Raw genomic sequence first — 14,706 nt, forward strand, 5'->3', positions numbered from 1 at the left:
TTAACATCAATTCCACACTCCGCTTCATCTGGTACGACCAGATCCCATTGCTGGATTCAGGAGACTGACATGCTCTACCAAGGTGAAACCCTACATCTCGACTGGCTGGAAGACGGCATCGCCGAACTGGTGTTCGATGCTCCCGGCTCCGTCAACAAGCTGGACACGGCAACCGTCGCCAGCCTCGGCGAAGCGCTGGCCGTGCTTGAAAAGCAGCCAAACCTCAAAGGTCTGCTGCTAAGCTCAAGCAAATCCGCCTTTATCGTCGGCGCTGATATTACCGAATTTTTATCGCTGTTCCTGGTTCCTGCCGAACAGCTGACCCACTGGCTGCAATTCGCTAATAGCGTGTTTAACCGACTGGAAGATTTGCCGGTTCCGACCATCGCCGCCGTCAATGGCTACGCGCTGGGCGGCGGATGCGAATGTGTGCTGGCGACCGACTTCCGCCTGGCGACGCCGGATACCCGTATCGGCCTGCCGGAAACTAAACTCGGGATCATGCCGGGCTTTGGCGGCTCCGTTCGCCTGCCGCGCCTTCTGGGTGCAGACAGCGCGCTCGAGATAATCACCGCCGGTAAAGATGTCGGTGCAGTAGAAGCGCAAAAAATCGGCCTGGTCGACGGTATCGTTAAAAACGAAAAACTGCGTGATGGCGCGCTCGCCATTCTGCGCCAGGCTATTAAAGGCGAGCTGGACTGGAAGGCTCGCCGTGCGCCAAAACTTGAGCCGCTGCACTTAAGCAAAATCGAAGCCGGTATGAGCTTCACCATTGCCAAAGGCATGGTTGCACGGATTGCCGGGAAGCATTATCCGGCCCCGATGACCGCGGTAAAAACTATCGAAGCAGCCGCTGGTTTGGGCCGCGACGAAGCGCTAAAACTTGAAACCCAAAGCTTCGTCCCGCTGGCTCGTTCTAACGAAGCACGCGCGCTGGTCGGCATTTTCCTTAATGACCAGTTCGTTAAAAGCCAGGCGAAAAAGCTGACCAAAGATATCGAAACACCTAAGCACGCCGCGGTGCTTGGTGCCGGAATTATGGGCGGCGGCATCGCTTACCAGTCGGCCTGGAAAGGCTTGCCGGTGTTAATGAAGGATATTAATGAGAAGTCTCTGGCTCTGGGCATCAACGAAGCGGGCAAGTTGCTGAACAAACAGCTGGAACGCGGCAAAATTGACGGCCTGAAGCTGGCTCAAATCATCGCGACTATTCAGCCAACGCTGGAATACGCCGGGTTCGATCGCGTGGATGTTGTGGTAGAAGCGGTTGTAGAAAATCCGAAAGTGAAAAAAGCGGTGCTGGCCGAGACCGAAGATAAAGTTCGTGCCGATACCGTCCTGGCTTCAAACACCTCGACCATTCCAATCAGCGAACTGGCAAACGCTCTGAAACGCCCGGAAAACTTCTGCGGCATGCATTTCTTTAACCCTGTTCATCGTATGCCGCTGGTTGAAGTCATTCGCGGAGAGAAGACCTCAGAAGCGACCGTCGCTAAAGTCGTGGCATGGGCAAGTAAAATGGGCAAAACCCCGATTGTGGTTAACGACTGCCCGGGCTTCTTTGTTAACCGCGTTCTGTTCCCTTACTTTGCAGGCTTTAGCCAGCTGCTGCGCGACGGCGCTGACTTCCGCCAAATCGACAAGGTCATGGAGAAACAGTTTGGCTGGCCAATGGGCCCGGCTTATCTGCTGGACGTTGTCGGGATTGATACCGCGCACCACGCACAGGCAGTCATGGCCGCCGGTTTCCCGCAGCGCATGAGCAAAGATTACCGTGACGCCATTGACGTCCTGTTCGACGCCGGGCGCTACGGGCAGAAAACCCAGCATGGCTTCTACCGCTTTAAAGAAGACAGCAAAGGTAAACCGCGTAAAGAGCAGGACGAAACCGTTGATAGCCTGCTGGCAGAAGTCAGCCAGCCGAAGCGCAGCTTTACCGACGAAGAGATTGTCGCCCGCATGATGATCCCAATGGTTAACGAAGTTGTGCGCTGCCTCGAGGAAGGCGTTATCGCCAGCCCGGCAGAAGCCGATATGGCTCTGGTTTACGGCCTTGGCTTCCCTCCGTTCCACGGCGGCGCATTCCGCTGGCTGGATACGCTGGGCAGTGCGAAATATTTCGATATGGCGCAACAATATGAAAACCTCGGCCCGCTGTATGCCGTGCCTGAGGGCCTGAAAGCGAAAGCTTCACGCAATGAGCCGTACTATCCCCCGGTCGAGCCAGCCCGCCCGGCCAGTGACCTGAAAAGCGCCTGAGGAGTGATTATGGAAAAGGTTGTTATTGTTGATGCCATCCGTACGCCGATGGGTCGCTCCAAAGGAGGCGCGTTCCGCAACGTGCGTGCCGAGGATCTGTCGGCGCATCTGATGCGCAGTATTCTTTCCCGCAACCCGGCTCTGGAAGCTGCGGCGCTGGATGACATCTACTGGGGCTGCGTGCAACAGACCCTTGAGCAGGGCTTTAATATTGCCCGTAATGCTTCACTGCTGGCTGAAATCCCGCATTCGGTTCCCGCTGTGACGGTAAACCGCCTTTGCGGCTCCTCAATGCAGGCGCTGCACGACGCGGCACGCATGATCCAAACCGGCGATGCACATGCCTGCCTGATTGGCGGCGTGGAGCATATGGGCCATGTGCCGATGAACCACGGCGTTGACTTTCACCCGGGCATGAGCCGCAACGTTGCTAAGGCCGCCGGAATGATGGGCCTGACGGCTGAAATGCTCTCCCGCCTGCACGGTATCAGCCGTGAAATGCAGGATCAGTTTGCCGCTCGCTCTCACCAGCGCGGCTGGGCCGCCACCGAAGCAGGCCATTTCAAAAACGAAATCATGCCTACCACTGGCCACGATGCCGACGGCGTGCTGAAGCGCTATGACTTCGACGAGGTTATCCGCCCGGAAACCACCGTCGAAGGTCTTGCCGCGCTGAAGCCAGCGTTTGATCCGGTCAACGGCACCGTCACCGCAGGGACTTCGTCAGCATTATCCGACGGGGCTTCGGCCATGCTGCTGATGAGCGAATCGCGCGCTAAAGAACTGGGGCTGAAAATACGCGCTCGCGTCCGTTCCATGGCGGTGGTCGGCTGTGACCCATCCATTATGGGCTATGGTCCGGTCCCGGCATCAAGACTGGCGCTGAAAAAAGCCGGGCTAACCGCCCAGGACATCGACCTGTTTGAGATGAACGAAGCCTTTGCCGCGCAGATCCTTCCGTGCATTAAAGATCTGGGGCTGATGGATAAGATCGACGAGAAGATTAACCTGAACGGCGGGGCTATTGCTCTGGGTCACCCGCTGGGCTGCTCCGGTTCACGTATCAGCACGACGCTGATAAACCTGATGGAGCGCCGCGATGCGCAGTTTGGCCTTGCGACCATGTGTATTGGTCTGGGTCAGGGCATCGCAACCGTGTTTGAACGCGTTTAATAAAAAACTTAGCCGAGTTTAGTTGCCGTGTTTCCCGCCTGTCAGGGGCGGGTTTTTTTATGGTGCAGAAATAAAAAAACCACCGACGAAGCGGTGGCTTAGCTTACCTGCGGCCTATCTCAGATAAACGAGAAAGCATCACCAAACATGTGTTCAGCCAGCGCACCGCGCTCATTGCAGAACAGGTCACGGGCGATTTTTGCCATCTCAAAACGGCCAGCAATATAAATATCGTGCCCGCTTAATGAATCGTAGTCCTGCATCACCGCGGTAAGAACCGTGCCGCTGCGGCCACGCCAGCCTTCCTCAGGCTGCTCAACCACCGCCTCAACGCGCAGGTTCTCATGCTTGAGCGTCAGCCCCTCAAGCTCGGACAAGTCATAAAGATGCTTCTCTTCACGCCCGCCCCAGTAGATAGCAATTTCACGCTGCGGATTACGGGCCAGCGCCGTCAGCAGAATAGAGCGAACGTAGGAGAAACCGGTGCCACCGGCAATCAGGATCAGCGGCCGGCTTTCATCTTCTCGCAGCCAGGCATCACCGTGGGGCATATCTACCAGGATTTCCTGCTGCTTCAGAATACGTTCCATCACCGCCATGGCGTAGAGGTTGAGTTCAGATGCACCGATATGCAGCTCGATAAACTCATGTTCGCTCGGCGTGGATGCCATAGAGAACGGGCGCTTGTCCCGCTCGTCCATCACCACCATCAAATACTGCCCGGCCTGGAATGAGAATTCTGCTTCCGGCAGCAATCGAACGCGATATACCGTATCGGTTATCGCTTCTACCGAGGTCACTTTACAGCTTAAGGTTGTCATGCGTCCCCTCTGTCGGGTCAATAAAGCTATACCGTATAGACTGCCGCTCAGGCGTCTTTGTGTTTATCAAAAATAGCCAGTTCATCCCAGATGGCGTCGATGCGAGCGCAAACTTCGGCATCTTTTTTAATTGGACGTCCCCATTCACGCTGGGTTTCCCCTGGCCATTTATTGGTGGCATCCAGTCCCATTTTTGAGCCAAGCCCGGAAACCGGCGAGGCAAAATCCAGATAATCTATTGGTGTGTTATCAATCAGTACCGTATCACGGGAGGGGTCCATACGCGTAGTGATAGCCCAGATAACATCATTCCAGTCGCGGGCGTTAACATCGTCATCGCAGACGATAACGAATTTGGTGTACATAAACTGGCGCAGGAATGACCAGACGCCCATCATGACTCGCTTGGCGTGCCCGGCATACTGTTTCTTAATCGTCACCACCGCCAGGCGATAAGAGCAGCCTTCAGGGGGCAGATAGAAGTCGATAATTTCCGGGAACTGCTTTTGCAAAATAGGAACCAGCACTTCATTCAGCGCCACGCCTAAGACCGCAGGTTCATCCGGCGGACGCCCGGTATAGGTCGAATGATAAATCGCATCCTGACGCTGGGTAATATGCGTCACGGTAAACACCGGGAAGCTATCCACTTCATTGTAGTAGCCCGTGTGGTCTCCGTAAGGGCCTTCAGGCGCCATTTCACCCGGCTCAATATAGCCCTCGAGCACGATTTCCGCACCTGCAGGCACCTCAAGATCGTTAGAAATACATTTAACGACCTCGGTTTTAGTGCCACGCAGCAAACCGGCAAAGGCATATTCAGAAAGCGTATCAGGCACCGGCGTAACCGCACCAAGAATCGTTGCGGGGTCTGCCCCGAGAGCGACAGATACCGGGAAACGCTCGCCTGGGTGTGCTTCGCACCACTCCTGGAAGTCCAGCGCGCCGCCGCGATGAGATAACCAGCGCATGATCAGCTTATTTTTACCAATCAGCTGCTGGCGATAAATGCCCAGATTTTGCCGCTCTTTATGAGGGCCGCGGGTAACCGTCAGGCCCCAGGTAATCAGCGGGGCAACATCATCCGGCCAGCAGCGCATAATAGGAATGCGGTTCAGGTCAACTTCATCGCCTTCCCAAACCTGCTCCTGGCAAGGCGCGTTGCGCAGCCGTTTGGTCGGCATATTTAAAACTTGCTTAAACTGAGGGAGTTTATCGAACAGATCGCGGAAGCCTTTCGGCGGCTCCGGCTCTTTGAGAAACGCCAGAAGTTTTCCCACCTCACGTAACGCAGAAACATCATCCTGCCCCATGCCCATCGCCACCCGTTTTGGCGTGCCAAACAGGTTGCAGAGCACCGGCATGTCGTAGCCCTTCGGGTTTTCAAACAGCAGCGCCGGGCCGCCCGCCCGCAAAGTGCGATCGGCAATCTCGGTCATTTCCAGGTTCGGATCGACAGGCAATGCGATACGTTTGAGTTCGCCCTGCTGCTCGAGCAGCGCAAGAAATTCGCGTAGGTCGTGGTATTTCATGCAATTTATCATGACGTCGGATTTTGCCGCCATTATACGGACTTCACTGCCGCCATGCTGTATTTTTGTTAAATTAGCGTGAAACCGCCGCAGGTCGCCGCCGACAGCCAGGTTATACTAATGTCGTCTATCTCTGCGCGGGACGTTTTGTTATTCTGGCGCGCTTGAGCGGGTGGAAAGAGAAATTATGGAATCCTGGTATCTTCTGTACTGTAAACGAGGCCAATTGCTGCGTGCGAAAGAACATCTTGAGCGCCAGGAGGTGAATTGCCTTACTCCAATGATCACGCTGGAAAAAATGGTGCGTGGCAAAAGAACTGCGGTCAGTGAGCCTTTGTTCCCCAACTATCTTTTTGTCGAATTCGACCCCGAATCTATTCATACCACCACGGTCCATTCGACCCGTGGCGTCAGCCATTTTGTTCGCTTTGGCGCACAGCCGGCAACGGTGCCTGAAAAGGTTATCTGTGAGCTGATGCATTACCAGGCGGACAATATCACCGACCCGGAAACGCCGTATCCCGGCGACAGCGTGGTGATTACCGAGGGGGCTTTCGAAGGGTTGCAGGCGATTTTTGCCGAGCCGGACGGGGAAGCTCGCTCCATGCTGCTGCTTAACCTGTTAAATAAGCAGGTACGGCAAAGCGTACGTAATACCGACTTCCGCAAGGTTTAACAGTAAAAAGGCCAGCATATGCTGGCCTTTTTGTTTCTAGCGCTGCATCTGCTCGTCGTGCAGCCACTGGGCGACACGTTTTGAGAAGTAGGTCAGCACACCATCGGCGCCGGCACGCTTAAAGCACATCAGTGATTCCAGAATAGCGGGCTTCTCTGCCAGCCAGCCGTTCTGAATTGCCGCCATATGCATCGCGTATTCACCGGAAACCTGGTAGGCAAAAGTCGCTACGCCGAAGGTATCTTTTACGCGGCGCACCACGTCCAGATACGGCATCCCCGGCTTAACCATCACCATATCAGCCCCTTCCTGCAGATCCTGCGCCACTTCCTGCAGCGCTTCATCGCCGTTGGCAGGGTCCATCTGGTAGGTTTTCTTATTGCCGCCCTTCAGGTTCCCCGAAGAACCAATAGCATCGCGGAACGGACCGTAATAGCAGGAGGCGTATTTCGCGGCATAAGACATAATCTGGGTATTAACGAAGCCATCGGCTTCCAATTGATCGCGAATGGCGCCGATACGCCCGTCCATCATGTCGCTTGGCGCAACAATCTCCGCTCCGGCTTCCGCGTGGGAAAGCGCCTGGCGCACCAGAATTTCACGGGTCACGTCGTTAATGACATAACCGTCGGCATCAATTACGCCGTCCTGGCCATGAGTAGTGTACGGGTCGAGCGCTACGTCGGTCAGCAGTCCCAGTTCCGGCACAGCATCTTTCAGCGCACGAACGGCACGCTGTACCAGCCCGTTCGGGTTGTACGCTTCCTCGGCATGCAGTGATTTACCGTCGCTTTCAATAACCGGGAACAGGGAGAGCACCGGCACCCCCAGCTTCGCTACCGCTTCAGCTTCTTTCAACAGCTGGTCGATGGTCATGCGGTACACGCCCGGCATCGACGGCACTTCCTGCTGCTGATTGTGGCCTTCCATGACAAACACAGGGTAGATCAGGTCGTTTACCGTTAGCTGATTTTCGGCCACCAGGCGGCGGCTGAAGTCATGGCGGCGTACGCGGCGCATACGGCGGCCGGGAAACGTACCTGGAAATGCATAGCTCATTTAACTTTCTCCTGGTTAAAACCCAGTCGGAATAACCGACGAGCATTGTCATCTGTTACCTGCGCAAGCCAGGCCGGATCTTCACCGCGCCACTCGGCTACCTTATTCAGGATATGGGGCAGATAACAGGGTTCGTTGCGGCGGGACGCAGGTTTTGGTTGTAGATCCCGGGGCAACAAATAGGGAGCATCGGTCTCCAGCAGCAGTTGCTGGGCCGGAATAATCGGCAGCAGTTCGCGCAGCGCCAGGCCACGCCGTTCATCACAGATCCAGCCGGTGATACCGATAAATAGCCCGCGCAGCAGGCAATCACGCGCCTCTGCTTCGGTGCCTGTAAAACAGTGCAGCACGACGCCGGGCAGCTGTTCGAGCCACGGATCAAGCAGGGCAAGAAAGCGCTCGTGGGCATCGCGACAGTGCAAAAATACCGGCATCATCAATTCTGCGGCCAGCGCAAGCTGAGCGGTAAAAGCGCGCTCTTGCTCGGCAGGCGTAGAAAAGTTGCGGTTAAAGTCCAGGCCGCATTCACCTATCGCGACTACCTGAGGCGCCGCGGCCAGCCTGCGAAGAGACTCTGCGGTGCTGTCCTGCCACTGGCTGGCATCATGCGGATGCACGCCCGCCGTGGACCAGCAGTTGTCGTACTGCTGCGCCATAAGCAGCGCCTGTTCGCTTTCGTGGAGGTTCGTGCCGGTCAGCATCAAACCGCTCAGGCCAGCCTGCTTCGCGCGGGCAACCACTTCAGCATGGTCTTTTGCAAACTGCGAGCTGGTAAGGTTTACGCCGATATCAAACATTTGTCCCTCCAAACGACAACCGCCCCTGAGGGCGGCTTTTAATCATTACTCTTTTTCAGAGCGCTCGTCTTCAACTTCAGGCTCGTCTTCTTCGCCTTGCCCCCGGCCTTTGCCGACGTAGAAGCGAGAGAAGAACACGCCTACTTCAAACAGGCAGTACATCGGGATAGCCAGCAGCGTTTGCGAGAACACGTCCGGAGGCGTTAACAGCATCCCGACAACAAAAGCGCCAACCAGAATATAAGGACGCTTCTGCTTGAGAGATTCCGGCGTAGTAATGCCCATCCAGCACAGCAGGATTATTGCTACCGGGACTTCAAACGCGACGCCAAACGCCATAAACAGCGCCATGACAAAATCGAGGTATTTAGTGATGTCCGTTGACACCACCACCCCTATCGGCGCGGTTTTGGTCAGGAAGCCGAAGGCCAGCGGGAAGACCACGAAATAGGCAAAAGCGATGCCGATATAAAACAGCAGCGTGCTGGAGAACAGCAGCGGCATCACCATCTTACGTTCGTGTTTATACAGCGCAGGAGCAATAAAGGCCCAGATCTGATACAGGATGACCGGCGCGGCCAAACACACCGAGACGTAGATAGTCAGCTTAATTGGGGTAAAGAACGGCGACGCTACGTCCGTCGCGATCATCGTTGACCCCAGCGGCATATGCTTGATCAGCGGAGCTGAAACCAGCTGGTAGATATCGTTGGCAAAATAAACCAGCGCCAGGAAAATCACCAGCACGGCAATCATGCTGTTCAGCAGGCGCTTGCGCAGCTCTATCAGATGACTGATGAGCGGTTGGGTATCTTCAACAGCCATGATTACGATTTTTCACTCGGGGGTTGCATTGAGGGCGCGACGGGCGCGGCTTCCGGGGCAGGTTTAACCGGGTGTTCAACCACAGCCGGCTCTACTGCCGCCGCAGGCTCAGGAGCAGGCTCCTGCGGAACAACGTCAGGCGCGCTGGCCTGGTGCGCCGCTGCGGCTGGCGTCACGCCTTCGTGACTTAGCTCCTCATCCTTCACCAGCGGGTTATGGATAGTATGGGCTTCGTCACTTTTCTTTTCAGGATCGTGTTGGGTATAGGAACGTTTCATCGACTCGGCGGCCTGGCGCAGCTCGTCCATCGACGCCTTCAACTCGGGCGTCAGATTGTCCATGCTGGCTTTCTCGACCTTTTTCAGGCTGTCCTGCAGTTCCTGCAGCTTCAGTTCCTGAGCGAGTTCGTTCTGCACCGTAGTGGCGAGTGAACGCAGCGCGCGCACCCAACCCACCACCGTTTTTACCGCCACCGGCAGCCGCTGGGGGCCCAGCACAATGAGGCCAATCACGAATACCAGCAGCAGTTCGCCAAAACCAATGTCGAACACGATTTATACCTGCTCTTTATCGTTGCTCTTAGCTTCGTCTTTTTTCACGTCGCTCGGTTTCTCAGAGAGGGATTTCGCTGCAAAATCAGCATCCTTCTCGCCATTTTCTTTCTCTTTGCTGTCATCATCGCCCATGGCTTTTTTGAAGCCTTTGATTGATGCGCCGAGATCCGAGCCTAAAGAGCCCAGTTTCTTGGTGCCAAACAATAAAACAACGATAACAACAATGATTAACAATTGTGGCCAACTGATGCCCATACCGACTCCCGTATAAAGATATTCAGGAAATGAGAGCCGCTATTATACGGCAATCATCCGTTAATTCCGATTAAAGTTCAGGCAGAGCGCCGCCAGCCAATCAGCCAGACGACGATACCGCCCGCCATCAGCCAGGCGGGCATCAACGCCCACTCCGGCTTATTGATGAGCAGCAGCGTGCCGCTCAAAATCAGCGTGGCGCCTATGCCGAACAGATAACGCGACTGTCCCTGCCGCACGTGATGAAGTTGCAGGTCGCGCTGAATTTTATCAACGCTATGCTGTAATTGCTTGCCCTGGCGCAAACTGTTGTACACCAGTTCCGGCAACTCCGGCATTTTTTCCACCCAGAAGGGCGCTTTTTCTTTAAAAGCTCTCACCAGGGCAGGAATACCCACCTGATCTTTGATCCAACTTTCCAGGAAAGGTTTCGCCGTTTTCCACAAATCAAGCTGTGGATAGAGCTGCCGACCGACCCCTTCAACGTATAAAAGCGTCTTTTGCAGTAAAACCAGCTGTGGCTGAACTTCCATATTGAAGCGACGCGCGGTGTTGAACAGGTTCAGCAGCACGTGACCAAACGAAATCTCCGCCAGCGGTTTCTCAAAAATCGGCTCGCAAACTGTGCGAATGGCAAACTCGAACTCTTCAACATTGGTGTCCGGCGGAACCCAGCCTGAGTCCACATGCAGCTCGGCCACTTTACGATAATCGCGGTTAAAGAAGGCGATAAAGTTTTCCGCCAGATAGCGCTTATCTTCCTTGTTGAGTGAGCCGACAATGCCGCAGTCGATGCCGATATACTTCGGATCTTCCGGGTGCTCATAGCTGACAAAGATATTCCCCGGATGCATATCCGCATGGAAAAAGCTGTCGCGGAATACCTGGGTAAAGAACACCTGCACGCCTCGCTCGGCGAGCAGTTTCATGTTGGTGCCCTGGGCTTCAAGCGCGGCGGTATCGGAAACCGGGATACCGTAAATCCGCTCCATTACCATCATGTTTTCGCTACAGTAGTCCGAGTAAACCTCAGGCACATACAACATCGGGCTATTTTCGAAGTTCCGCCGCAACTGAATGGCGTTCGCGGCTTCACGCAGCAGGTTTAGCTCGTCGATCAACGTCTTTTCATACTCGCGAACCACTTCGAGCGGGCGCAAACGGCGGCCATCAGGCAGCAGGCGCGGAACCCAGCGGGCGAGGCGGTAGATAAGCTTCATATCCGCCTTAATCACCGGCAGGATATCGGGGCGGATAACCTTAATAACCACTTCTTTGCCGCTCTCTTTAAGGCGCGCGGTATGCACCTGAGCAATAGAGGCGGAAGCCAGCGGCTTAATGTCAAAATCGTCGAACCAGCTTTCCACCGGGATCCCGCCCATCGCCAGCTCTATCTGCTGCTGCGCGAGCTTGCCGTCAAACGGGGCAACCCTGTCCTGCAACATCGCAAGCTGGTCGGCAATCACCGGCGGGAAGAGATCGCGGCGCGTGGAGAGCATTTGACCAAACTTTATCCACACCGGCCCAAGCTCCTGCAGCGCAAGGCGCAGGCGTTCGCCAAGCGGCTTGTCGCGGTGGCGATTTGGCATCCAGAACAGGCAGCGCCGCCAGATTCGAAGCGGCAGCGTAAGGCGAATTTTGGGGATTAGCTCATCGAGACCATAGCTCAGGAAGATACGGACAATGAAGTAAAGACGACGAAGTTCTCCTGGCGTCATTTGCCCTCCAGCTTGTCCAGACGCTCGCGAAAGGCTTCGACCGAGCGTGCCAGCGCTGCGGTTTCCTCTGCGAACCATGCCACTTCCAGCTGCCCCGGCGCCACGCGCCACTCTTCGGTAAGCGTTTCAGCCAGGTATTGCCGATTACGGCTAAAACCCTTTTTGAGCAGCTTACCGCCGTTACGGGCCACTTTGCTGATACCTTCAGCCGCGATGTCACCGATATACGGCGCCAGCAGCTCCGCAGGATCGAATTCCGCGAGATCCATCAACGAAGCCAGGTTTTGTACCACCTGAATATCGCCCTCCACTTCCAGCTCGCCGCTGCGGATAAGCGCGGTGAGCTGTTGGCGGTCGCGCAGCTTAGGCAGCACGCCGATGCGGGTCGTGACGCTACAGTCCGCCTCACCTTCCCACTGGCTTAAGACGTCCAGCTGCTGTTCACTGAACACCAGCACCAGCGGCGAAGAAATCTCTTTCAACGTTACGCGAAGCGTCTTGCCCTGAAGACGCTGGCGCGCTGATTTGAGGCTGCGATCGCGCCAGAGGAAGGTGTTAAGCACACCCTCAATTCCGGCGGTGATAAGCGGAGTGAATGGCATCGATGCTCCCCTGGTTAAAATTTATAACCGCGGTGCAGGGCAACAATCCCGCCGGTCAAATTGAAATAGGTGGTGTTTTCAAACCCGGCTTCTTCCATCATCGCCTTCAGCGTTTCCTGGTCAGGGTGCATGCGGATGGACTCCGCAAGATAACGGTAGCTTTCGCCGTCCTGAGCCACCATTTCGCCGATACGCGGCAGAATGTGGAACGAATAAGCATCATAAGCTTTATTCAGCGGCTCAAAGGCAGGTTTGGAGAACTCCAGCACCAGCAGGCGGCCGCCCGGCTTCAGCACGCGGAACATCGAGCGCAGCGCGGCGTCTTTATCCGTAACGTTACGCAAACCGAAGGAGATGGTGATGCAGTCAAAAGTATTGTCCGGGAACGGCAGCGCTTCGGCGTTGGCCTGAACGTAGCTTACATTGCCGACAATCCCGATGTTGCGCAGTTTTTCGCGCCCCATTTTCAGCATTGAGTCGTTGATATCCGCCAGTACGACTTCGCCGGTTTCACCCACCAGACGCGAGAACTTCGCCGTCAGGTCACCGGTGCCACCCGCCAGATCGAGCACGCGCTGGCCGCGGCGTACGCCGCTGCAGTCAATCGTGTAGCGCTTCCACAGGCGATGAATACCGAACGACATTAAATCGTTCATCACATCGTATTTTGCCGCAACAGAGTGGAACACATTCGCCACCATATCGACCTTTTGCTCTTTAGCTACGGTACGGAAGCCAAAGTGCGTTGTTTCCTGGGACTTAGATTCCTGGGATTCGTCAACCATCTCAATGCCTGCTTAATCAAGAAAATGTTCGTGAAGTGTAACAGAATGGGCGCTAAAGCCCTATGATTCAACCGCGCGACTAAACCTTAGCTCAACGCTCTCCAACCGACCGTCGCGGCGTTAAATCATTGACCTCGCTTGCCGACTCTTCGTCTTCGTGGCCAAGACGCGCCGCGTTATCTTCGTCATCCTGACGGGCCTTATCTACCCATTCGGGATTAATCTCACGTTTAACCTCAACGCCAAGCCCGCGGAAGGCATCCGCCTGCACCAGAATGTTGCCACGCCCGGAGGAAAGTTTTTTCATCGCCTGGCGATAATTGTCCTGCGCTTTATCGAGGCTCTGGCCGATGGCGGACATATCGTCAACAAACAGGCGCATCTTGTCGTACAGCCTTCCAGCCCGCTCGGCAATCTGCTGGGCATTACGGCTCTGATGCTCATAGCGCCATAAATTGGCGATGGTGCGCAGCGCCACCAGCAGCGTCGTTGGGCTGACCAGCATAATATTGTTTTTCAACGCTTCGCTAATCAATTCGGGCTGACGGTCGATAGCCAGCAGGAAAGCGGGCTCGACGGGAATAAACATCAACACGTAGTCGAGGGAGCGCAGCCCCGGAAGCTGCTGATAATCTTTGCGGCCCAGCAGGCGGATATGGTTGCGAACGGCGGCGATGTGCTCGCTCAGCGCGCTTTCACGCGTTAACTCATCTTCACCGTTAAAATAGCGCTCGTAGGCGACCAGCGTCATTTTAGCGTCAATAACTACGTCTTTGCCCTGCGGCAGGCGAACTATCACATCCGGCTGCATGCGGCTGTTGTTTTCCAGCTGGATATTTACCTGGGTCTGGTATTCATGCCCTTCACGCAGGCCGGAAGCTTCAAGTACGCGAGTTAGCACCACTTCGCCCCAGTTGCCCTGGGTTTTATTATCGCCCTTCAGCGCTTTTGTCAGGTTCAGGGCTTCCTGCGCCATTTGTGCATTAAGCTGCTGTAGGTTCCTGATTTCGTGAGTTAGCGTATGGCGCTCACGCGCTTCCTGGCCAAAGCTTTCCTGCACCTGGCGGCGGAAACCGTCCAGCTGTTCACGCAGCGGCGACAGCAGTAAGTTCAGGCTCTGGCGATTTTGCTCTTCCACCTTGCGCCCGCTCTGCTCGAAGATGCGGTTAGCCAGATTTTCGAACTGTTCATTCAGGCGCTGCTCGCTGTTGAGCATCTGGCGATGTTTGTCTTCGGCATTCAGCCGGGTTTGCTCCAGCAGCGTGGTCAGCTCGCGGATATCCGCCTCCTGCCCGCTGTTGATCTCCATTTGGGCACGGACTTCACTGTTGAGCTGCTCGCACTCTTCCCGCCAGTGCTGGCTCTGTTGTAGCTCTTGCCGTGCCGCAGCCAGCTCGCCATAGATTTCACGCTGTTCTTCATGCAATAGCGCCCGGCGCTGAGCCGCACGCAAGCTCGCGAGCAGCCAGCCGGTTAATAAGCCGACCAGCCCAATACCCAGCCCAAACAACAGTGAAATATCCATGCTTCCCCCCAGAAACCATCGCTAACAGCTGCACGGTAAAATTCTGCTGTATAAATGTCCAGATGAAAAGGGATTTTCCGGAAGGAGGTGCGCAAAGCATAAAAAAAGCCGGCAAGCGCCGGCTC

The 14,706-nt window shown here is 55.5% G+C and carries 14 protein-coding genes; 3 read left to right on the plus strand and 11 right to left on the minus strand.

The window, feature by feature from the left end:
- Positions 1-69: 69 nt before the first annotated feature.
- Both fadB and fadA read left to right on the plus strand, forming a co-directional pair.
- Positions 70-2,259, plus strand: a complete 2,190-nt coding sequence (gene fadB, locus FOC35_RS07800; RefSeq protein ID WP_172568605.1) for a fatty acid oxidation complex subunit alpha FadB — start codon at positions 70-72, stop codon at positions 2,257-2,259.
- A 9-nt stretch (positions 2,260-2,268) separates the two neighbouring features.
- The gene (gene fadA, locus FOC35_RS07805; RefSeq protein ID WP_172568606.1) at positions 2,269-3,432 is read left to right on the plus strand and encodes an acetyl-CoA C-acyltransferase FadA; all 1,164 of its coding nucleotides are present in this window, start codon (positions 2,269-2,271) and stop codon (positions 3,430-3,432) included.
- A 119-nt stretch (positions 3,433-3,551) separates the two neighbouring features.
- Here fadA and fre read toward each other — a convergent pair whose 3' ends face one another.
- Both fre and ubiD read right to left on the minus strand, forming a co-directional pair.
- Complete coding sequence (gene fre / locus FOC35_RS07810; protein WP_172568607.1) at positions 3,552-4,253, minus strand: NAD(P)H-flavin reductase; 702 nt, start codon at positions 4,251-4,253, stop codon at positions 3,552-3,554.
- A 47-nt stretch (positions 4,254-4,300) separates the two neighbouring features.
- Entirely contained in the window at positions 4,301-5,794 is a 1,494-nt protein-coding gene (gene ubiD, locus FOC35_RS07815; RefSeq protein WP_172570336.1) for a 4-hydroxy-3-polyprenylbenzoate decarboxylase, read from the minus strand.
- Between the two features lie 178 nt (positions 5,795-5,972).
- On the opposite strand from ubiD, the gene rfaH reads away from it, so the two are divergent.
- Positions 5,973-6,461 (plus strand): transcription/translation regulatory transformer protein RfaH, encoded by a 489-nt coding sequence (gene rfaH / locus FOC35_RS07820; RefSeq protein WP_039899059.1) that lies wholly within the window; start codon positions 5,973-5,975, stop codon positions 6,459-6,461.
- A gap of 36 nt (positions 6,462-6,497) precedes the next feature.
- Here rfaH and hemB read toward each other — a convergent pair whose 3' ends face one another.
- The 9 genes from hemB to rmuC all read right to left on the minus strand — a co-directional run bounded on the left by hemB (position 6,498) and on the right by rmuC (position 14,581).
- Positions 6,498-7,520, minus strand: coding sequence for a porphobilinogen synthase (hemB, locus tag FOC35_RS07825; RefSeq protein WP_172568608.1), 1,023 nt, complete (start codon positions 7,518-7,520; stop codon positions 6,498-6,500).
- A complete protein-coding gene (tatD, locus tag FOC35_RS07830) occupies positions 7,517-8,317 on the minus strand; it encodes a 3'-5' ssDNA/RNA exonuclease TatD (protein ID WP_172568609.1) in 801 nt (266 codons plus the stop codon). The genes hemB and tatD overlap by 4 nt, the downstream gene beginning before the upstream one ends.
- A 45-nt stretch (positions 8,318-8,362) precedes the next feature.
- Complete coding sequence (gene tatC, locus FOC35_RS07835; protein ID WP_016539019.1) at positions 8,363-9,142, minus strand: Sec-independent protein translocase subunit TatC; 780 nt, start codon at positions 9,140-9,142, stop codon at positions 8,363-8,365.
- Between the two features lie 2 nt (positions 9,143-9,144).
- Positions 9,145-9,693, minus strand: a complete 549-nt coding sequence (gene tatB / locus FOC35_RS07840; protein WP_172568610.1) for a Sec-independent protein translocase protein TatB — start codon at positions 9,691-9,693, stop codon at positions 9,145-9,147.
- A 3-nt stretch (positions 9,694-9,696) separates the two neighbouring features.
- Positions 9,697-9,951, minus strand: coding sequence for a twin-arginine translocase TatA/TatE family subunit (gene tatA / locus FOC35_RS07845; protein ID WP_016539017.1), 255 nt, complete (start codon positions 9,949-9,951; stop codon positions 9,697-9,699).
- 77 nt (positions 9,952-10,028) lie between these two features.
- Positions 10,029-11,669 carry a ubiquinone biosynthesis regulatory protein kinase UbiB gene (ubiB, locus tag FOC35_RS07850; RefSeq protein WP_172568611.1) on the minus strand — a complete coding sequence of 547 codons (1,641 nt, stop codon included), beginning with the start codon at positions 11,667-11,669 and terminating at the stop codon, positions 10,029-10,031.
- Complete coding sequence (locus tag FOC35_RS07855) at positions 11,666-12,271, minus strand: SCP2 domain-containing protein (RefSeq protein ID WP_172568612.1); 606 nt, start codon at positions 12,269-12,271, stop codon at positions 11,666-11,668. The genes ubiB and FOC35_RS07855 overlap by 4 nt, the downstream gene beginning before the upstream one ends.
- A gap of 14 nt (positions 12,272-12,285) precedes the next feature.
- The gene (gene ubiE / locus FOC35_RS07860; RefSeq protein WP_016539014.1) at positions 12,286-13,056 is read right to left on the minus strand and encodes a bifunctional demethylmenaquinone methyltransferase/2-methoxy-6-polyprenyl-1,4-benzoquinol methylase UbiE; all 771 of its coding nucleotides are present in this window, start codon (positions 13,054-13,056) and stop codon (positions 12,286-12,288) included.
- 91 nt (positions 13,057-13,147) lie between these two features.
- The gene (gene rmuC / locus FOC35_RS07865; RefSeq protein ID WP_172568613.1) at positions 13,148-14,581 is read right to left on the minus strand and encodes a DNA recombination protein RmuC; all 1,434 of its coding nucleotides are present in this window, start codon (positions 14,579-14,581) and stop codon (positions 13,148-13,150) included.
- Between the last annotated feature and the right edge of the window lie 125 nt (positions 14,582-14,706).

This window comes from Cedecea sp. FDAARGOS_727, assembly GCF_012273235.1.
In the GTDB taxonomy this organism is placed as follows: domain Bacteria; phylum Pseudomonadota; class Gammaproteobacteria; order Enterobacterales; family Enterobacteriaceae; genus Cedecea; species Cedecea davisae.